The sequence below is a fragment of the Streptomyces sp. NPDC002536 genome (assembly GCF_053594995.1).
Genome location: NZ_JBSFWU010000009.1, coordinates 21,857 through 39,328 on the forward strand (window position 1 = coordinate 21,857; position 17,472 = coordinate 39,328).

Genomic DNA, 17,472 nt, shown 5'->3' on the forward strand with positions numbered 1-17,472 from the left:
CGGATGCGGAGGGCTTGAAACCGCACGGGGAAACAGCGGGGTAACACGGGGATTATGCGGAAGCCCGCATAAGCATTACCCCACGGCCGTGCCGAAGGCAAGACCCAGGAGATACGTCACGCCGGCCGCGGCACCGCCCAGCACCAGCTGCCGCAGCCCGCTGAACCACCAGGACCGCGCCGTCACCCGGGCCACCACGGCCCCGCAGCCGAAGAGCCCCAGCAGCGCCAGCAGGACGGCCGGCCACAGCTGCGTGGCACCCAGCAGGTACGGCAGCAGGGGCAGCAGCGCACCGAGGGCGAAGGAAGCGAACGACGAGGCGGCGGCCACCGTCGGCGAGGGCAGGTCGGAGGGGTCGATGCCGAGCTCCTCGCGGGCGTGGATCTCCAGCGCCTGCTCGGGGTCGCGCGAGAGCTGCCGGGCGACCTCGCGGGCCAGCTTCGGCTCGACGCCCCGCGACTCGTACAGCGCGGCGAGCTCCTCCAGCTCGTCGACGGGGTGCTTGCGCAGCTCACTGCGCTCGATGTCCAGCTCGGCGAGGACGAGTTCGCGCTGCGAGGCGACGGAGGTGTACTCGCCGGCCGCCATGGAGAACGCACCGGCGGCGAGGCCCGCCAGCCCGGCGATCACGATGGCGCTCGACGAGGAGCTGCCGCCCGCGACGCCGCTCATCAGCGAGACGTTGGAGACGAGACCGTCCATCGCCCCGAACACGGCCGGCCGCAGCCAGCCGCCGTTGACGTCACGGTGGGTGTGATTGTCACGGTGCGCTATGTGCGTGGCTGCAGCGGTGTCGAGGACGGCCATGATCTTCGGGGGCTCCCTTCCACGGGGCACAGGCCCGTACGCCCACCCCTCTCATGAGTCGAAGGTACGCACGAGCGCGGTGATCCGCTAGCAAGGAAGGCCTGCCTGACCTGGGGGTTTACGCCCGAAAACGTCTGTGGCCGGCCCGGGGGAACCGGACCGGCCACGGACGGCGCATGCGGACTTGCGTCAGAGCTTCTTGTCGGCGGGCTCCGGCGTGGTGCCACCGGAGGCCCCGTTGCCCTCGTTGCCCTCGTCGAGGGCGGCGGGCTCCACGACGGGCTCGCGCCCGGGCGACCGCTTCAGCGAGACGACGATGTACGCGATGGCGGCGAGGAAGACCAGGATCGACGTCCAGTCGTTGAGCCGCAGGCCCAACACGTGGTGCGCGTCGTCCACGCGCAGGTACTCGATCCAGAACCGGCCGACGGTGTACGCGGCGACGTAGACCGCGAAGGCCCGGCCGTGGCCGAGCGTGAAGCGGCGGTCGGCCCAGATGACGAGGGCGGCGACGCCGAGGCACCACAGCGACTCGTACAGGAACGTCGGGTGGTACGTGCCTGCCACGCGCCCGATCGCGGGGTTGGCGTCGATCTTCAGCGCCCACGGCAGGTCCGTCGGCCGGCCGTAGAGCTCCTGGTTGAACCAGTTGCCCCAGCGCCCGATGGCCTGGGCCACGGCGATGCCCGGCGCGATGGCGTCCGCGTAGGCGGGCAGCGGGATGCCGCGGCGGCGGCAGCCGATCCAGGCGCCGACCGCACCGAGCGCGACGGCGCCCCAGATGCCGAGGCCGCCCTCCCAGATCTTGAAGGCGTCGACCCAGTTCCGACCGGGGCTGAAGTACAGCTCGTAGTCGGTGATCACGTGATAGAGCCGGCCGCCGACGAGCCCGAAGGGCACCGCCCACACGGCGATGTCGGCCACGGTCCCGGCCCGCCCGCCGCGCGCGATCCAGCGCCGGTTGCCGAGCCAGACCGCGACGAAGACGCCGATGATGATGCAGAAGGCATAGCCGCGCAGCGGGATCGGTCCCAGATGGACCACGCCGGTCGAGGGGCTGGGAATGTATGCGAGTTCCATGACAGCTACGAACCTACCCTGTGCGGCGTCCGAGTCCCAGGGCGCCCGTCACCCTCTGCACTCACGGTAGTCCCGCCGTCGCGGAGGTGAGAAAGAACGTCACGGCATAGGTGAAACGCCCCGTGGCGGCCGCATGATCGAAGTGCGCGGTGAAATCGGCGGCTTCGGCACAAGTGATGTGCCCTTGATCGGCGGCCGTGCGGGCCCAGTCGCGGATGCCGAGGACGTGGTCGACGCTCCGGGGGTCGCGGACGACGAGGGCGTGCGCCTCCACGGCGACGTCGGCCAGGCCGCGCTCGGCCAGCATGCCGGGGTGGTGGTGCGCGAGCGCCCCGCCGCGCACGCCCGGGTCGACGCGCAGCCGCAGGATCCGGCGGGCGAGGTCCGGCGTCCCGATGTCCAGCACCTGGGTCCCGTAGTCGATGGCGGCCAGCACGACCCGCCCGCCGGGCCGCACGACCCGCAGCATCTCGTCGACGACCCGGGCGGGGTCGGCCACGTGCTGCAGCACGAGATCGGCCCAGGCGCCGTCGAAACTCCCCTCCCGGAAGGGCAGATGATGGGCGTCGGCCACGACGGGCCCGCGGACCCCGTCCGCCCGCATCGCACCGGCCATGGTCAGCGACAGGTCGGCGGCGACGACCTGCGCCCCGCTCTCGGCGGCCAGGGCGAGCACGGTCTCGCCGGTCCCGGCGCCGACGTCGAGGAACCGCTGCCCGGGCCGGGCGCGGAGCAGCGCCCGCAGGCGCTGTTTGTAGCCGGCGTGGAAGGAGGACCCCGCGCGCCGCCGCAGAGTGTCCACGAGGTGAGCGGGGTCGTTGCTGGCGTCGACGTCCGACCAGGGACGCGGCAGGGGGTGTTGAGCCATGGCGGGTGATCGTATGGTCTGAGGTACGGGTGGGGCAGTGGCTGGGCAACAGCATCACCCGGGTTGATGAGGGGGCTCGGGACCAGTACGAACTGGCGCCCGCAGAGGGCGTCCCGGTGCGCGTCGGATGCGTGTTCCCGGCGCTCCCGCGGGGCGTGATGGGATCGGCCCCATGACCACCATGACCACCCTCCGGCGCGTGCTCATCGTGGCCTACGACGACGCGCAGATCCTCGACATCGCCTGCCCCAGCGGGGCGTTGGACATCGCCAACCGCTACGGCGCGACCCCGCCCTACGGCATCGAACTGGGCACCCTCGGCCGCCGGGCGGCACGCAGCTCGGCCGGGATCGTGCTGGGGGCGGCGCGCGGGCTGGAGACGGTGACCGGGCCGCTGGACACGCTGATCGTCGTGGGCGGGAGCGGGTTCCGCGAGGCGGCGACGGACGAGCGGCTGCTGGCCCAGGTCCGGCGGCTGGCCGCACGCAGCCGCCGCATCGCGTCCGTCTGCACCGGTACGTACGTACTCGCCGCGGCCGGGCTGCTGGACCACCGGCGGGTGACCACGCACTGGGCGTACGGCGAGCAACTCGCCGCCCGGCACCCGGAGGTGGCCGTCGACGTGGGGCCGCTGTACATCCGCGACGGCAACGTCTACACGTCGGCCGGGGTCACCAGCGCGCTCGACCTGACCCTGTCGCTGATCGAGGACGACCACGGGCCCACCCTGGCCCGCACGGTCGCCCGCGAGCTGGTCTCGTACCTGCACCGCCCGGCCGACCAGGCCCAGATCAGCATGTTCCTGTCCGCACCGCCGCCGGGGAACCGCGTGGTGCGGGACCTTCTCGGGTACGTCGCAGGCCACTTGACCGAGGACCTGTCCCCCGGCGCGCTCGCGGCCCGGGCCGGGGTGAGCACGCGGCATCTGACGCGCCTGTTCCGCGAACACCTCGGCACGACACCGACGCGGGCCGTGCGGACGGCGCGCACGGAGGCGGCGGCACACCTGGTGCGGACGAGCTGCCTGCCGCTGGCAGCGATCGCCCGCCGGTGCGGATTCGGTTCGGCGGAGACGCTGCGGCAGGCGTTCCTGGAGCGGTACGGCGCGGGCGGGGACGAGATTCGCAGGATGCCGGACATGCCGCGGGCACGGGCGGGTTCGGGGCGGAAGAGTGCGGGGGCATGACGCATTCGCATGTGATGACGCGCAGAACGCTGTTGCGCGGAACGGCAGCGGGAGCAGCACTCGCTGCGGCCCCGGGCAGCCGCCCGAGCCCGGAACCGGACATCGGCATCCTGCTGTACGACGGCTACAGCCTGCTGGATCCCACCGGCCCGGCGGAAGTGCTGTCCCGCCTGCCGGGCGCAAAGGTGACGATGATCGCGGAGCGCCGGGGCCCGGTCCGCACGGACACGGGGGCGGTGGCGATGCTGGCCGACCGCGCGATCGCGGAGGTCGACCGCCTGGACGTGCTCCTCGTCCCCGGCGCGGGCAACCGCGGCACGGTGGCGGCGATGGGCAACGGGCCGCTGCTGGACTGGATCCGCCGGATCCACCGGCACAGCCGGTGGACGACCTCGGTGTGCACGGGGGCACTGGTCCTGGCGGCGGCGGGACTGCTGAACGGACGCCGGGCGACGACGTATTGGGCGTCGGCGGACTATCTTCAGTCGCACTTCCCCGTGACGTACGTGCCCGAGCGGTACGTCCGCTCGGGCAGGATCGTCACGGCGGCAGGGGTCTCGGCGGGCCTGGACATGGCCCTGTACCTGGCGTCCCTGCTGGCCGGTGAGACGACGGCGAGGGCGGCCCAGCTGGCGGTGGAGTACGCACCGCGCCCGCCGTTCGACGCGGGCGACGCGACGAAGGCGGATCCGGAGCTGAAGGCGCTGGCACTGAAGCTGCTGGCGGATTCACAGATGTGAAGTCCGGTGTGATCTCGCGCCCCCGAAGGGGCGCGGGGAACTGCGCGAGCAACTACAGTCGGCCCACAGCCGACGAACCGCCCCGCCGGCGGAGCGCTCAGGTGCGGGTGGTCCGGTTGCACTGCTGCTGACCGGGCAGTTGACGGTTCTGGTCGTAGGGATCGACGGCCTCGCCGGAGGGCTGGTCCGCCGCCTTCCGGTGCTCGGAGCGGAAGTGGGGGTGCAGGAATCCGTCGTGGACGCCGCAGCGGAAGTTGCCGACGTTCAACTGGACGGAGTGCAGGTCCACTTTGCCCGGAGTCACGCTGTAGTGATCGGGATCGAAGACCTCGGTGTCGATCACGCGCCGCACGACGGTGCGCGCCACTTCGGCGGACGGCTTCGGCTTCTCGGACGTCTTCATGACCGGGTAGACGAAGAGGTAGTCGCAGTGAACGAGGACGGACCCCTTCTTCCGCCCCGCCTCGAACGTCATCCGCCCATGGGTCTTGACGGTCCCGCCCGCCAGGCGCAGTTCGTGCGGATCGAAGCGGCTGAAGAACAGCAGCGGGTCGTGCTTCTGGTCGGGCGAGGTCAAGGAGGCGGCCATGTTCGCGATCGTGTTCTTCTGATGCGGTTCGACCAGGTCGATGGCTGCTTCAGGTCGTTCGCCACGTATGACCGCGGGGTCGAGGTTGGCGGCGACGAGGAACTTCTTGGTCGTGGCGAGGGCGGAGGCGACCTGCTCCTTCGGCAGGCCGCCCACGGCCGTGGCCTCGGGCAGGACGATCCCGGCGTCCCCGTCGGCGTACTCCTTGGCCGGCGAGCCGACGAAGGGGTGGCCGAGGGTGGGTATGGGGCGGTGGAGCGCGGCCGCCGTCGTCTTCTCCACCTTGTCCCCCTGTCCGGGGAGGTGGGAGAGGACGTTGCCGGGGTTGAAGGTGATCACCGCCGCCGCGGCGAGGCCGGCAGCGGTGCCGAAACCGCGAACGAGCCAGCGGTCGCGTGCTGCCTTCCCGCTCATCTCCCGCCACGCGGGGCCGGTGCGCCAGCCGTTGGGGACGGGAGGTCTCTCGGGCTCGGGTGGTTCGACTGTCACGGTGCTGTTCTTTCTCTGCGAGGTCCCTGTGGGGGATCTTGTCAGGTGGGCGCGGTAACTCTAGACACATGTTCACAGCCCATCGACAGCAAGCCCTGCGCACGGCCGCAGCGATCGCCCTCACCGCAGGCCTCGCGTCCTGCGCGTCACCGGTCCCCTCCCGGAACGGCGAAGCCGCGAGACCGGCCCTGGAGGCATGGATCTACCCCGGCTCGCAAGGGGAGCCGACATGCGAGGCTCCGACCGAGTACCGGGACGGGCGCCTGCGCGAGGGAGTCCTCAAACCCGAGTACTGGAAGGTGGATCCGGAAGGCACCCTGACCCTCCACACCACCGACGGGGACGCCCCCTGCAACGGCTTCAGCGAGACGAACGCGGCCGATGTGAAGGCGCATTCGGCGCAGCAGTACACGACGGTCTCGGCGATGGACCGCGGCACGGTGGCGGCACTGGTGGGAAATGCGGATCGCCGCGCCACGGCGATCGGGAAAATGACGGACCTTGCCCGCCGCATCGGCTTCACGGGCGTGGACGTGGACTTCGAGGACTTCTGGAACTGGTCGGAGGAGGACGAGGCCGCCTACGAGACGTTCCTGTCGGAGCTGGCCCGCAGCCTGCACGCCGCAGGCCTGAAGCTCCAGGTGGACGCCCCGGCGGAATTGCACGACGGCGACTCGCCGTTCAGCTTCGCAAGGGTGATGGGGACAGGCGTGGACCAGCTGACCGTCATGACCTACGGCCGCGTCTTCGCCACCCCGGCCGGCGAACACTGCTGGGCGATCGCCCCGGAGGGGTGGGTACGCGAGGCGGTGGCGTACGCGCAGAAGCAGGTGCTGGACAAGGACAAGCTCGTCATCGGCCTCCCCTCGTACGGCTTCAGCGCACCGGATCCGTGCGACACGAAGAAGATCCAGGACAGCGTCCCGGTGTCCGAACTCCGCAAGCGGCCGGGCTGGTCGGACGACGCGGAGGTGGTACGGCAACGCCGCGACTCGGGCTCGGGCGAGATCCGCTGGAGCGGTGGTGGGGTGCTGTACGACGCCATGGACGGGGCGGCCATGGACGCGCGGCTGGCGTTGCTGGGGCGGCTGGGGGTGCGGCATGTGTCGGTGTGGGCGCTGGGCGGGAATCCGTGGTTCTCGGCGAAATGACCATTCCTACGCACCCGGTCGGCCCAGATCGAGCAGCATCACATCGTGAAGGTCCGCGCCCTCCCAAGGGCGTGCATCACCCACTTTGCAATAGCCCCATGCCCGGTAGGCGCCCGATGCTGCTTCGCTGTCCGGGTGGACGTTGAGCAACACCCGCTCGGCTTCGACACCGTCGAGCAGTGTGTTGTGCAGGCGGCGCGCAATCCCCTGTCCACGCCACGGAGCACGTACGGCAAGCTCCATGAGCCCGAAGGTGCGGTGCCCGTCCTCGCGCCGCATGTCGGCGGGCACGGGCTCGGTCAGCTGGTCCCACCAGCCCGTGTTGGGACCGAGCGGATAGCCGTAAGCCATGCCGACCGGCTCTCCGCTCTCGGTGCGGGCCAGGGTGGCGCGGAAGGTGGCCTTGCGGGTCTGGGAGCGGAAGCGCTTGAAGGTGGCCGCAACATCATCCGCGGTCTCGTTGTAGGGCGGTTCGGCGAACGCGTCGGCATAGATCAGTCTGAACGCATCCTCGGCCTGCGCAGCAGCCGTTCCGTCCATGCGCTCTACATTGATGGGCTCTTGCTGCGTCACGTCGTGCTCCCTCGAACTGCCTGGCGGATGCGCTCGCCGCATTCACGGGCCGCGGTGCTGTCCACGCCCGTAACGGCTCGCCCGAACTCCCGAATCCTGCCCGACAAGCGCGGGGAGGAGATGCCGCCGCACGCCGCGAGAACCGCATCCATTTCCGTACAGGCCTCATCGACTTCCCCGGCGTCGAGGAGCACGCCTGCAAGTCTCACGCGGTACGAGGCGCTGTTACGCGCGAAATCGCTGCCGATGCCGAGAACAGCAGCGCGGAGAAACGGCAGGGCACGTTTGGGCTGCCCAGCCCGCACGTACATGTCCGCCGTGGCGTAATCGACCTCGAACGGGCCTGCGAAGCCCGCCCAGTTCGGCACTTCGACATCCGTGTCAGCACGCCCCTGATGGCTGATGGCCCGGCTCAGGGCACGGCGCGCTCCGGCCAGGTCTCCCGAATGGGTGGCCACGTTGGCTTCTCGCAGGGCGATCACCAAGTGCACCGTGTTCCCGGCCCCTGCGCGCGTGGCGAGCCGGTGAGCGTGCTCGACCGCGCTCGCAGCCTCCCATGCCCGTTCCGCCTTGACCGCAAGGAGCACGAGCGTCTCCAGCACGGAGACTTGCAGCAACGGGCTGTCGACGAGCTGTGCCGCCGCGAGAGCCTCCATGCACGCGGCGCGTCCTTGGTCAATGCGTCCGCCGTCGTAGCCGTACCAAGCACGATGGCCATGCAATTCCGCGAGCATCGCCTGCAGTTCGCGTCCGATGCGGCCGGTGTACGAAGCGGTCCCTAGGGCGCCGGTGATCTCGTCCACGATGCGATTCGCCTGAGTCATGGCCGGCAGGCTGCCCGCCGTGTGATCCGTCCGGTACAGGCCGTCGAGCCTCTCACGCAGTCGGGCGATGTCCGACGCACCGATCCGTGGACCCGGTCGAACAGGAACAAGCGATGCCGCGGCGAGCGCCCCGGCATCGGCGACGAAAGTCCGTCGCTTCACTCCCCGAGAGCCGCCAATGGGCGCAGAGACAGTCATGCGATGCCGGGGTACGTCGAACCCCATCTCGGCCAGCGGCACGCCGAAGAATGCCTCCAGCACGACCTGCTGGCTCGGGTGAGGGAGCGGCGGGGGCGCCTCGCGTTCCCAGCGTCGTAGCTGCCGCACGCTCACCGATGCGCCGATGCCGAGGCGCACGGCTTCTTCGGCGAACGCGGCCACGAAGGTCGTTTGGGTATACCCGGCAGTCTGCCGCAACCGCACCAGCGGGTTCATGGCTTTGCCCGCCATGTATCCCCCCTTCCACGATCACGTTGCCTCACACCGTAGTGACCTGGCTTCTGCTGCGGCAGGAAAACGTCCGCCTGAACGTCCGGTACCCGGTAGCCCACAACGCCCACTCAGGCAGTGCACTGGTGGTGCACCGTTCGGAGCTGCACAACGACGGAAGAAGGACGTGAGCAGACTGTGAGCAGTAGGCACTCGGAGACACTGCCATCATGGCTTCGACTCGGCGTTCGTGTGCTCGACAGCACCACAGATCGCGAAGGCATCGTGCGTGGCTTCGGGGAGCCGTACCGCTACGAGGAGTCGCCGTCCTGCGTGTGGCTACTGCCGCCCGGCGGTGGCTTCGAGTGGCGAGCGGAGATCACTGCCGTGCGGCCGACCGGGGCGGCGGAGTGAGGCCAGTGGTCGGCGGTTCCCACCGCTGCCCGTCCACCTCAGGGCGTTCTGTGGCGTCCGGCTGCCACCGGTCACGACCAGGCGGGGTCGTCTCGAATGACCGGTCGAATTGTCGAGCGCAATCCCAAATCCCCGCAGCAGCAAGGAACTTGGAGTGGGTGACGCAAGTGCCACACTGCGCGCATGAGCGCTGACGCGTACCGCCCGTACCAACCGCAGAACACTCCTGTCCGATGCGTCAAGTGCCAGGGCACCGGCGTGATTCTGACCAAGGCCAAGCACCCCGACACGGGTGACGATCAGTGGAGGCTCACGTGTCTCGACTGCCGGATCGCCTGGCCGCAGGACCAGCACGGTGGTTCAGCAGACGAATACGCGTGATCGAAGCCTACGGCTGAACTGCGAGCTGAAGCTCGGGCAGTCGGGCGGGGGCCACTGGCCCCCGGCTGGTTCACGTACGCGTGACGGTCCCGCACCGGCCCCCGCCGCTTTCCAGCTCACGACTGCGGTCGTACGGGTCGACAGGGGAACCGGTGGCATCGGGCTCCTGACGGCCCTCCGAACCGAATTCCGGATGCAGGAACCCGTCATAGACAGCGCACTTGGAATTGGCGAAGTCCACCTGAAAAGAGGTGAGAGTCAGTTTGCCCGGCGTCACCTGAAAACGGCCGGGGTCGACAACCTCGGTGTCAACGACCCGGCGCACGATGGTGCGCTCCACTTCCCGGGAACCCTCGGCCTTCTTCGTCGTCGGGTAGACGAAGGTGTAATCGGCGTGCACGGCCACCGAGCCTTCCGGGCCTTCCTTGAATGTCATCCGACCCCGGGTCTTGACGATATCCCCCACCATTTTCACTTCGTTGGGGTCGAACCGACTGAAGAACTGGAGCGGGTCGTGATTCCGGTCGGGTTTGCTCAGGGCGGTGTTCATCTTGTCGAGCACATCGCCCTGTTGCGGATCGACGAGAGCGATCGCCGCCTCCGGGCGTCCACCGCGGACGGTCGCGGGGTCGAGGTTGGCGGCGACGAGGAAGTCCTTGGTCGCGGCAAGGGCCGAGGCGACCTGCTCCTTGGACATCGTGCCCACGGACGCGGCCTCGGGCACGACGATGCCGGCCGCGCCGTCGGCGTACTGCTCGGCCGGCGACCCGGCGAAGGGCCGGCTGAGGGTCGGGGCACCGGAGGCCGCGCCGGGAGCCCCGGTGGGGCGCGCGGTCTCTGCGGGCAGAGGCGCGGCAGCCTTTTTGTGAGAGCCGCCGGGAAGCCAGGAGGCGACCATGCCGGGGTTGACGACGAACACCGTGACCGCGGCGGCGGCCACGACGCCTATGCCGCCGAGAATCCGCTTCTTCCGCGCGGCCCGCCCGTTCATCTCCTGCCACGCGGGCCCGCTACGCCAGCCGTCGGGCTGCTGCGGGGCCGCAGCCTTGCGCCACTTGTGGCCGCGCGACTCCTTCTGCCGCTTCTCGTCCTCCCGCCGGAGCCGCTCGGTGACCATACGGGCCCGCGCGGACGGCTCCTTGGGGGCGGATTCACGGATGGAGCGCTCGTCGTCCTGGGCGAAGCGCTCCCAGATGTCGTCGGGCAGGGGTCGTTCGGATGTCACCGCACGCTCTCTCGTATTACTCGGATCAAAGGACTTGCCGGATGAGCGGCAACTCTAGACGTATCGGTCGCGCTCGGTAGGCGACCCCGTCCGAAGCGTCATCTGTCAGTTGTGGAAGGGGGAGAGAGCGAGGACGACCCGCACTTACTCAGCGTCGGATGCGGGACCGGTCAAACGGCAAGGCCGCACGCAGCGCCACCGGCGCGGCTCCGGCCGTCCGGCTACCGGACTCGCCACCCTGAGGGCAGACAGCACCCCCGCACCACCGCCCCCGGAGGCCCCCATGCCCGCACCGTTCACCCCCGACGACATCACCCGCCTCCGCGAGGCCCTGGCCGACGTGGTCACCGCCGGGGCCACCCCCGGCGGCGTCATCATCGCCGGTACCGCCGACGGGAACCGGCACATCGTCACCGCGGGCGTAGTCGCCCCCGAGTGCGGGGACGCCGCTCCGGACGAGCACACGGTCTACGACCTCGCCTCCCTCACCAAGGTCGTCGCCACCTGGCTCCTCGTCGGCCGCGCCGTCGACGCCGGGCTGCTCGACCTCGACGCGCCCGTCCGCGACGCGCTCCCCGCGATGAGCGGCGAGGCACCCGGCGGCGAGTCGACGATCCGGCAGTTGCTCGCCCACACGTCGGGCCTGCGCGCCTCCACGCGCCTGGACCACTACCGGGGCGCCAACGCCCCACTGCACGAGCTCCTTTGCCGCGAGCCGCTCGAAGACGCCCCCGGCACCCACCGCTACATCAACCGCGGCTACATCCTCCTGGGCCTGGCCCTCGCCCACATCCACGCGAGACGTCTCGACGAGCTCGCGGCCGAGATGTGGCACGGGCTGGGCATGGCGTCCACGGTCTACGGCCCCGTCTCGCGCAGCGCACACGTCGCCCCGACTGAACAGCGCCTGCCCGGCGCACCCCGCATCTGGGGCGCCGCCCACGACGACAACGCCGCCCTGCTGGGCGGCATCGCGGGCCACGCGGGCGTCTTCTCCACCCCCGCCGACCTCGCGAGCTACGCGGAGCGGCTCCTGACGTCCCACGGCCACCGGTCGTCCGCGCTGGGCGAGTGGCTGCACGCAAGTCTGGTCCCCCAGGCCGAGATCGAACCGGGCCTGGAACGCGGCCTGTCGTGGGCCCTCACCGGCCACGGCCAAGTCGCCTACCACCACGGCTTCACCGGCACCAGCCTCTACCTCCACCCGGAGGCGGGCCGCTACCTGGTCATCTGCACCAACGCGGTCTACTTCGGCGCGGCACGGACACGGATCGCACCGCTGCGGGCGTTGGCGCTGAAGACGGTGTCGGCCGGCTGAGCAGGGGCATCGCTGCCGCCCGCACTCACGCTGGGTTCAGCGGAGCGATCCCGGTCTCTGCGTACGACTCAGGGGCGAGCGACAGTACGGTGACAGGCTCGCCCGTCTTGGCAGCTTGCCACGCAATGGCCGCCGCGTGTGCGACCGACCAATCCGTCTTCTGCCATGCCATCGCCTCCACAGCGTGCACTGTCGTGAACGGAACGCTCTCCGCGAAGCGCAGCGAAGCTGCGTGCGCCCCTGCCCCGGGTACCCCACGCTCGGCAGCAAGGACGGACAGGGAGGGGATCAGAACACGGCCCGTGCCTCGCGACGCCTCGATGTACAAGCCGGTGAAGAACGGATCCGCGCGGTACAGAGCCGCCAGGGCTGTGTGGTCGAGTACGGCTGTCAGGCTCACGCGGCCACGCTGCCCTGGTGGGCGCGGATCTTCTCCCAGGCGTCCTGGCCCGCCTGCTGGACAGGCTCGGTGTACTCGATGCCGAGCTCACGCGCCGCCTGGACGGCGCGCTGCTCCCGCTCGGCCTCGGTGAGCTCACGCGAGGCGAGTTCCTCCAGCAGTTCCGTGATCGTCGTGCCTCGCTCGTCCGCGAGAACCCGCAGACGATCACGCACCGCCTCGCTGGTCTTGATGCTCGTCGGCTTGCTCATGACCCGATTCTACCGCGGGTAGAACACCGGCGGGTCGGGAACGGAAAACACGCAAAAGCGCAAAAGCAACCTGCCCAGGCCTCCGGCCTCACCCCTTCTGCGCCCCCGCCACCATCTCCCGCAGCTTCGCCGGGGTCAGCGGATTCGCCGGGTCCGCGTAAATGCTCTTGCCGTTGAGCAGAACCGTCGGCGTCGCCTTGTACGCCGATGCGCCGAACGACTGCTGGGACTTCTTCACCCAGCTGTTGTGCGTCCCGTCCTCCACGCAGCTCTTGAACTCCGCCGTGTTCAAACCCTTGACCTTGCCCGCCAGTTCGAGAAGCCGTGGCTTCTTCGCGAACTGGTCGTCCGTCTCCTGCGGCTGGTTCATGTACAGCGTGTCGTGGTACGGCTTGAACATGCCCACGTCCTGGGCGCAGGCCGCCGCGTTGGCGGCGTTCAACGAGCCCGTGCCGCCGAGGTTTTTGTCGATGAGTGTGACGATGTGGTACTCGGCCTTCAGCTGGCCCTTTTTCTCCAGGTCGTTGACCGTCTCGCGGTAGCCGTTCTCGAACTGGCCGCACGCGGGGCAGCGGAAGTCCTCGTAGACGGTGAGCGTGGCCTTGGCCTCCTGCTCGCCGACCGGGATGGCCAGGTTGTCCTTGCCCATGGCGCTCTGGGGGGCGACGAGCGGGCCGGAGGTGCCGGTGCCCTGCTTCTTCTTGCCGGAGTTGGCCACCAGGGCCGCGATGCCGGCGCCCGCGCCGAGGACCGCCACCACCACGACAGCGGCGATCAGGGTCCGCTTGCGCTTGGCGCGGGACTCTTCGATCCGGCGCTGTTCCTGCAGGCGCTCGCGGGCGCTGCGCTTTCCGTTTCCGTCGCTGTTCTTCTGGCTCACGTCCGGTTACAACGAACCGGGGGAGCCCCTCAGGACTCCCCCGGCCGCCGGTTCCTTCGAACGAGTTACGCGCGCTTGCGCACGCCCTCCGCCAGTTCACCCGCGAGGGTGCGTACCGCGGCCAGGCCCGACTCCAGGTCCGGTGCGTCCAGCAGGCGCTTGACGAACGCCGAGCCGACGATCACGCCGTCCGCGAACCGGGCCACCTCCGCCGCCTGCCGGGCGTTGGAGACGCCCAGGCCGACGCAGACCGGCAGGTCGGTGACGGCGCGGGTGCGCCGCACCAGGTCCTCGGCCTCGCGGCCGACGGACTCCCGGGTGCCGGTGACGCCCATGAGCGAGGCGGCGTAGACGAAGCCGCTGCCCGCCGCGGTGATCTTGGCAAGGCGTTCGTCGCGGCTGCTCGGCGCGACCACGAACACCGTGGCCAGGCCGTGCTGTTCGGCGGCCTTGCGCCACACCTCGGACTCCTCGACCGGGAGGTCGGGCAGGATGCAGCCCGCTCCCCCGGCGGCGGCGAGGTCCGCGGCGAACCGCTCGGTGCCGTAGCGGTCGACCGGGTTCCAGTACGTCATGCACAGGACGGGTGCGCCGGTTGCCGCGTGCGCCCGGCGGACGGTGTCGATGACGTCCTTGATCCGCACCCCGCCCCGCAGGGCGATGTCGTCCGCGGTCTGGATGACCGGGCCGTCCAGGACCGGATCACTGTGTGGCAGTCCGACCTCGACGATGTCGCAGCCGCCCTCGATCATCGCGGTGACGGCGCGCACGCCGTCGTCGACGGTCGGGAAGCCGGCGGGCAGGTAGCCGACGAGGGCGGCGCGGTTCTCCGCCTTCGCCCGGGCGATGACGCCGCTCAGCAACTCCAGGTTTCCGGTCATCACTTCGCCCCCTCGGCGCCCTCGTTGTCGTACAGCCCGAAGTAACGGGCCGCCGTGTCCATGTCCTTGTCGCCGCGCCCGGAGAGGTTGACCAGGAGCAGGCCCTCCGGGCCCAGTTCACGGCCGACCTCGAGCGCGCCCGCGAGGGCGTGCGCGCTCTCGATGGCCGGGATGATGCCCTCGGTGCGGGACAGCAGGCGCAGCGCCTGCATGGCCTCGTCGTCGGTGACGGCGCGGTACTCGGCGCGGCCGATGTCCTTCAGGTACGAGTGCTCCGGGCCGATGCCGGGGTAGTCCAGGCCCGCCGAGATCGAGTACGGCTCGGTGATCTGGCCGTCCTCGTCCTGCAGGACGTACGACCGCGAGCCGTGCAGGATGCCGGGAGTTCCCGCGGTGAGGGTGGCCGCGTGCTCGCCGGTCGGCACGCCGTGGCCGCCCGGCTCGCAGCCGACGAGGCGGACTCCGGCGTCGGGGAGGAACGCGTGGAAGAGGCCGATGGCGTTGGAGCCGCCGCCGACGCAGGCGAGGGCGGCGTCAGGCAGCCGGCCGGCGCGCTCCAGGATCTGGCGGCGCGCCTCGACGCCGATGACGCGGTGGAAGTCGCGCACCAGGGCCGGGAAGGGGTGCGGCCCGGCGACCGTGCCGAACAGGTAGTGCGTGCGGTCGACGTTGGCGACCCAGTCGCGGAAGGCCTCGTTGATGGCGTCCTTCAGCGTGCGGCTGCCGGACTTGACCGCGATGACCTCGGCGCCGAGCATCCGCATCCGGGCGACGTTCAGCGCCTGGCGCTTCGTGTCGACCTCGCCCATGTAGATGGTGCACTCGAGGCCGAAGAGCGCGCAGGCGGTGGCGGTGGCGACGCCGTGCTGGCCGGCGCCCGTCTCGGCGATGACGCGGGTCTTGCCCATGCGCTTGGTGAGCAGGGCCTGGCCGAGGACGTTGTTGATCTTGTGGGAGCCGGTGTGGTTGAGGTCCTCGCGCTTGAGGAACACCCGGGCGCCGCCCGCGTGTTCGGCGAAGCGCGGCACCTCGGTGAGGGCGCTGGGACGCCCGGTGTAGTTGACCATCAGGTCGTTGAGCTCGGCGGCGAAGGCCGGGTCGGCCTTGGCCTTCTCGTACTCGGCGGCCACCTCGTCGACGGCGGCGACGAGGGCCTCGGGGATGAACTTTCCGCCGAACGCCCCGAAGTAGCCCTGTGCGTCGGGCACTTGACCTTGGGGATCGGGAATGAAGAACTCGGAGGACACAGCTGTCTCCTGGGGTACTGGGATGGATGGCAAGGATCAGCTACAGCGCAGCTGAACGACGCCATCGCATCCCGTTGATCTGCCCCGGCTCACAGCCGATGTGGTACCGCACGCGCCGTCCCAGCACGCGCCGCGCGGGCGCACGGCAGCCCCGGGGGCGGCACCCCCGGGCCAGTCGCGCGTACGCCCGCATCGCCGGTCAGCTCCTGCCGTGCCGCAGGGCCGGGTGGGCGCCCGCCGCGACGAGGTCGGCGACCGCGCCCTTCGGGTCGCGCCCCGTCACCAGGGACTCGCCGACGAGCACCGCGTCGGCGCCCTCGTTCGCGTAGGCGATCAGGTCGTGCGGGCCGCGCACGCCGGACTCGGCGATCTTGATGATGCCGTCCGGGATCTCGGGGGCGACCCGGGCGAAGTTGTCCCGGTCCACCTCAAGGGTCTTCAGGTTGCGGGCGTTGACGCCGATCACCCGGGCGCCGGCGTCGACCGCGCGCCGGGCCTCCTCCTCGTCGTGCACCTCGACGAGCGGGGTGAGGCCGATCGACTCGGCCCGCTCGATCAGGGAGACCAGGGCCTCCTGCTCCAGCGCGGCGACGATCAGCAGGGCCAGGTCGGCGCCGTAGGCACGGGCCTCCCACAGCTGGTAGGCGGTGACGATGAAGTCCTTGCGCAGGACCGGGATGTCGACCCGGGCGCGGACGGCCTCCAGGTCGGCCAGCGAACCGCCGAAGCGGCGCTGTTCGGTCAGCACGCTGATGACGGCGGCGCCGCCCGCCTCGTAGTCGGCGGCCAGGCCCGCGGGGTCGGCGATCGCGGCCAGCGCGCCCTTGGACGGGCTGGAGCGCTTGACCTCGCAGATCACGCTGACGTTCTCGCCTCGCAGCGCGGCGGCGCCGTCCTTGGCCTGTGGCGCCTTGGCCGCGCGCTCCTTGAGCTCGTCGAGGCTGACGCTCGCCTGCCGCTCCGCGAGGTCGGCACGGACTCCGTCGATGATCTCGTCGAGCACACTCACGCGAGCGGCCCCCTTCCGGACTCGGCTGGTCTGGGCTGGTGCGGCACAAGCTCACCTCACCAGGCACTGCGATGGTACTTGCCGGAGGGCGAAGGATTCGCATCCGGTTGACGCGGTGCGCCCCGTAAGGGGCGCGGGGAACTGCGCGACCAGCCACCGACGGCCTGCAGCCGACGCACTGCCCGGGGTCCGGGGCGAAGCCCCGGGACTTCAACTGCGGGCGCATCGTGGCTGGTCGCGCAGTTCCCCGCGCCCCTTACGGGGCGCCACGGTGCCGCGTCACCAAGATCCGCCGGACAGGCTAAAGGCCTCCCGGAACCAGCACCGCCCCGAAGGGCAGGTTCCGGACGACGGTGAACGCCAGGACGAGCCCGCCGAGCGCCCACCAGGCCCACGGGCGCAGCGCCACCCGCATGCCGCCCCCGTCGCGCAGCGCCCGGGCGCACCACACGGCCCAGAACCCGGCGAAGGCGGCGTACGCGGCCACGGCGAGCGCATTGGCGCCGAGTGCGCCGGCGAGGTCGCCGTGCGCAAGGGCGTGCAGGCCGCGCAGGCCGCCGCAGCCCGGGCAGTACAGGCCCGTCCAGTGCAGCAGCGGGCAGGCCGGGTACCGGCCCGGCCGGCCCGGGTCCACGGCGCCCACGTACGCCACGGCCGCCGCAAGCCCCGCGGCGACACCGAGCGGGGCGGCGAGGCGGCGCAGCGGGGAGTCGAGTTCCCGCACGCTGCC

21 protein-coding genes are annotated in these 17,472 nt (G+C 70.7%); 6 read left to right on the forward strand and 15 right to left on the reverse strand.

Annotated elements, in window-relative coordinates:
* Window positions 1-75: 75 nt before the first annotated feature.
* The 3 genes from ACWD4B_RS05560 to ACWD4B_RS05570 all read right to left on the reverse strand — a co-directional run bounded on the left by ACWD4B_RS05560 (window position 76) and on the right by ACWD4B_RS05570 (window position 2,755).
* Window positions 76-807, reverse strand: coding sequence for a VIT1/CCC1 transporter family protein (locus ACWD4B_RS05560; RefSeq protein WP_451419548.1), 732 nt, complete (start codon window positions 805-807; stop codon window positions 76-78).
* A gap of 189 nt (window positions 808-996) precedes the next feature.
* Window positions 997-1,887: a prolipoprotein diacylglyceryl transferase gene (gene lgt, locus ACWD4B_RS05565; protein ID WP_451419549.1), complete on the reverse strand. Its 891-nt coding sequence runs from the start codon at window positions 1,885-1,887 to the stop codon at window positions 997-999.
* 61 nt (window positions 1,888-1,948) lie between these two features.
* On the reverse strand, window positions 1,949-2,755 hold the full coding sequence (locus tag ACWD4B_RS05570; RefSeq protein WP_451419550.1) for a methyltransferase domain-containing protein: 807 nt from the start codon (window positions 2,753-2,755) through the stop codon (window positions 1,949-1,951).
* Window positions 2,756-2,954: 199 nt separating this feature from the next.
* Between ACWD4B_RS05570 and ACWD4B_RS05575 the strand changes: the two genes are divergently transcribed.
* A complete protein-coding gene (locus tag ACWD4B_RS05575) occupies window positions 2,955-3,941 on the forward strand; it encodes a GlxA family transcriptional regulator (protein WP_451419613.1) in 987 nt (328 codons plus the stop codon).
* Entirely contained in the window at window positions 3,938-4,681 is a 744-nt protein-coding gene (locus tag ACWD4B_RS05580) for a DJ-1/PfpI family protein (protein WP_451419551.1), read from the forward strand. Before ACWD4B_RS05575 ends, ACWD4B_RS05580 begins: the two co-directional genes overlap by 4 nt.
* 97 nt (window positions 4,682-4,778) lie before the next feature.
* On the opposite strand, the gene ACWD4B_RS05585 is transcribed toward ACWD4B_RS05580, so the two are convergent.
* Window positions 4,779-5,759 carry a hypothetical protein gene (locus ACWD4B_RS05585; protein WP_451419552.1) on the reverse strand — a complete coding sequence of 327 codons (981 nt, stop codon included), beginning with the start codon at window positions 5,757-5,759 and terminating at the stop codon, window positions 4,779-4,781.
* 68 nt (window positions 5,760-5,827) lie between these two features.
* On the opposite strand from ACWD4B_RS05585, the gene ACWD4B_RS05590 reads away from it, so the two are divergent.
* Window positions 5,828-6,910, forward strand: a complete 1,083-nt coding sequence (locus ACWD4B_RS05590; RefSeq protein WP_451419553.1) for a glycosyl hydrolase family 18 protein — start codon at window positions 5,828-5,830, stop codon at window positions 6,908-6,910.
* Window positions 6,911-6,916: 6 nt separating this feature from the next.
* Here the strand turns inward: ACWD4B_RS05590 and ACWD4B_RS05595 are convergent, their stop codons facing one another.
* A complete protein-coding gene (locus ACWD4B_RS05595; protein WP_451419614.1) occupies window positions 6,917-7,450 on the reverse strand; it encodes a GNAT family N-acetyltransferase in 534 nt (177 codons plus the stop codon).
* 29 nt (window positions 7,451-7,479) lie between these two features.
* On the reverse strand, window positions 7,480-8,757 hold the full coding sequence (locus ACWD4B_RS05600; protein ID WP_451419554.1) for a hypothetical protein: 1,278 nt from the start codon (window positions 8,755-8,757) through the stop codon (window positions 7,480-7,482).
* A gap of 264 nt (window positions 8,758-9,021) precedes the next feature.
* Here ACWD4B_RS05600 and ACWD4B_RS05605 point away from each other — a divergent pair, with 264 nt between their 5' ends.
* Together ACWD4B_RS05605 and ACWD4B_RS05610 are read left to right on the forward strand one after the other, a co-directional pair.
* Window positions 9,022-9,150, forward strand: coding sequence for a hypothetical protein (locus tag ACWD4B_RS05605; RefSeq protein ID WP_451419555.1), 129 nt, complete (start codon window positions 9,022-9,024; stop codon window positions 9,148-9,150).
* A 183-nt stretch (window positions 9,151-9,333) separates the two neighbouring features.
* A complete protein-coding gene (locus ACWD4B_RS05610) occupies window positions 9,334-9,531 on the forward strand; it encodes a hypothetical protein (protein WP_336412514.1) in 198 nt (65 codons plus the stop codon).
* 70 nt (window positions 9,532-9,601) lie between these two features.
* On the opposite strand, the gene ACWD4B_RS05615 is transcribed toward ACWD4B_RS05610, so the two are convergent.
* Window positions 9,602-10,648 (reverse strand): hypothetical protein, encoded by a 1,047-nt coding sequence (locus tag ACWD4B_RS05615; RefSeq protein ID WP_451419556.1) that lies wholly within the window; start codon window positions 10,646-10,648, stop codon window positions 9,602-9,604.
* Between the two features lie 391 nt (window positions 10,649-11,039).
* Here ACWD4B_RS05615 and ACWD4B_RS05620 point away from each other — a divergent pair, with 391 nt between their 5' ends.
* Window positions 11,040-12,074, forward strand: a complete 1,035-nt coding sequence (locus ACWD4B_RS05620; RefSeq protein WP_451419557.1) for a serine hydrolase domain-containing protein — start codon at window positions 11,040-11,042, stop codon at window positions 12,072-12,074.
* A gap of 25 nt (window positions 12,075-12,099) precedes the next feature.
* Here the strand turns inward: ACWD4B_RS05620 and ACWD4B_RS05625 are convergent, their stop codons facing one another.
* The 8 genes from ACWD4B_RS05625 to ACWD4B_RS05660 all read right to left on the reverse strand — a co-directional run bounded on the left by ACWD4B_RS05625 (window position 12,100) and on the right by ACWD4B_RS05660 (window position 17,466).
* Window positions 12,100-12,474, reverse strand: coding sequence for a PIN domain-containing protein (locus ACWD4B_RS05625; protein ID WP_451419558.1), 375 nt, complete (start codon window positions 12,472-12,474; stop codon window positions 12,100-12,102).
* A complete protein-coding gene (locus tag ACWD4B_RS05630; protein WP_451419559.1) occupies window positions 12,471-12,725 on the reverse strand; it encodes a hypothetical protein in 255 nt (84 codons plus the stop codon). The genes ACWD4B_RS05625 and ACWD4B_RS05630 overlap by 4 nt, the downstream gene beginning before the upstream one ends.
* Window positions 12,726-12,813: 88 nt before the next feature.
* Window positions 12,814-13,605, reverse strand: coding sequence for a DsbA family protein (locus tag ACWD4B_RS05635; protein ID WP_451419560.1), 792 nt, complete (start codon window positions 13,603-13,605; stop codon window positions 12,814-12,816).
* 65 nt (window positions 13,606-13,670) lie between these two features.
* Window positions 13,671-14,486, reverse strand: coding sequence for a tryptophan synthase subunit alpha (gene trpA, locus ACWD4B_RS05640; RefSeq protein WP_451419561.1), 816 nt, complete (start codon window positions 14,484-14,486; stop codon window positions 13,671-13,673).
* Window positions 14,486-15,733, reverse strand: a complete 1,248-nt coding sequence (gene trpB, locus ACWD4B_RS05645) for a tryptophan synthase subunit beta (RefSeq protein WP_451419562.1) — start codon at window positions 15,731-15,733, stop codon at window positions 14,486-14,488. The genes trpA and trpB overlap by 1 nt, the downstream gene beginning before the upstream one ends.
* A gap of 40 nt (window positions 15,734-15,773) precedes the next feature.
* Window positions 15,774-15,926, reverse strand: coding sequence for a tryptophan biosynthesis modulator TrpM (trpM, locus tag ACWD4B_RS05650; protein ID WP_451419563.1), 153 nt, complete (start codon window positions 15,924-15,926; stop codon window positions 15,774-15,776).
* Window positions 15,927-15,932: 6 nt separating this feature from the next.
* A complete protein-coding gene (gene trpC, locus ACWD4B_RS05655; RefSeq protein WP_390777564.1) occupies window positions 15,933-16,742 on the reverse strand; it encodes an indole-3-glycerol phosphate synthase TrpC in 810 nt (269 codons plus the stop codon).
* Between the two features lie 301 nt (window positions 16,743-17,043).
* Window positions 17,044-17,466: a DUF2752 domain-containing protein gene (locus ACWD4B_RS05660; RefSeq protein WP_451419564.1), complete on the reverse strand. Its 423-nt coding sequence runs from the start codon at window positions 17,464-17,466 to the stop codon at window positions 17,044-17,046.
* Between the last annotated feature and the right edge of the window lie 6 nt (window positions 17,467-17,472).

Coding starts and splice junctions, on each gene's coding strand:
- ACWD4B_RS05560 (WP_451419548.1), bottom strand. CDS start 807: ATGGCCGTCCTCGACACCGCTGCAGCCACGCACATAGCGCACCGTGAC.
- lgt (WP_451419549.1), bottom strand. CDS start 1,887: ATGGAACTCGCATACATTCCCAGCCCCTCGACCGGCGTGGTCCATCTG.
- ACWD4B_RS05570 (WP_451419550.1), bottom strand. CDS start 2,755: ATGGCTCAACACCCCCTGCCGCGTCCCTGGTCGGACGTCGACGCCAGC.
- ACWD4B_RS05580 (WP_451419551.1), top strand. CDS start 3,938: ATGACGCATTCGCATGTGATGACGCGCAGAACGCTGTTGCGCGGAACG.
- ACWD4B_RS05590 (WP_451419553.1), top strand. CDS start 5,828: ATGTTCACAGCCCATCGACAGCAAGCCCTGCGCACGGCCGCAGCGATC.
- ACWD4B_RS05595 (WP_451419614.1), bottom strand. CDS start 7,450: ATGGACGGAACGGCTGCTGCGCAGGCCGAGGATGCGTTCAGACTGATC.
- ACWD4B_RS05600 (WP_451419554.1), bottom strand. CDS start 8,757: ATGGCGGGCAAAGCCATGAACCCGCTGGTGCGGTTGCGGCAGACTGCC.
- ACWD4B_RS05610 (WP_336412514.1), top strand. CDS start 9,334: ATGAGCGCTGACGCGTACCGCCCGTACCAACCGCAGAACACTCCTGTC.
- ACWD4B_RS05615 (WP_451419556.1), bottom strand. CDS start 10,648: ATGGTCACCGAGCGGCTCCGGCGGGAGGACGAGAAGCGGCAGAAGGAG.
- ACWD4B_RS05620 (WP_451419557.1), top strand. CDS start 11,040: ATGCCCGCACCGTTCACCCCCGACGACATCACCCGCCTCCGCGAGGCC.
- ACWD4B_RS05630 (WP_451419559.1), bottom strand. CDS start 12,725: ATGAGCAAGCCGACGAGCATCAAGACCAGCGAGGCGGTGCGTGATCGT.
- trpA (WP_451419561.1), bottom strand. CDS start 14,486: ATGACCGGAAACCTGGAGTTGCTGAGCGGCGTCATCGCCCGGGCGAAG.
- trpM (WP_451419563.1), bottom strand. CDS start 15,926: ATGCGGGCGTACGCGCGACTGGCCCGGGGGTGCCGCCCCCGGGGCTGC.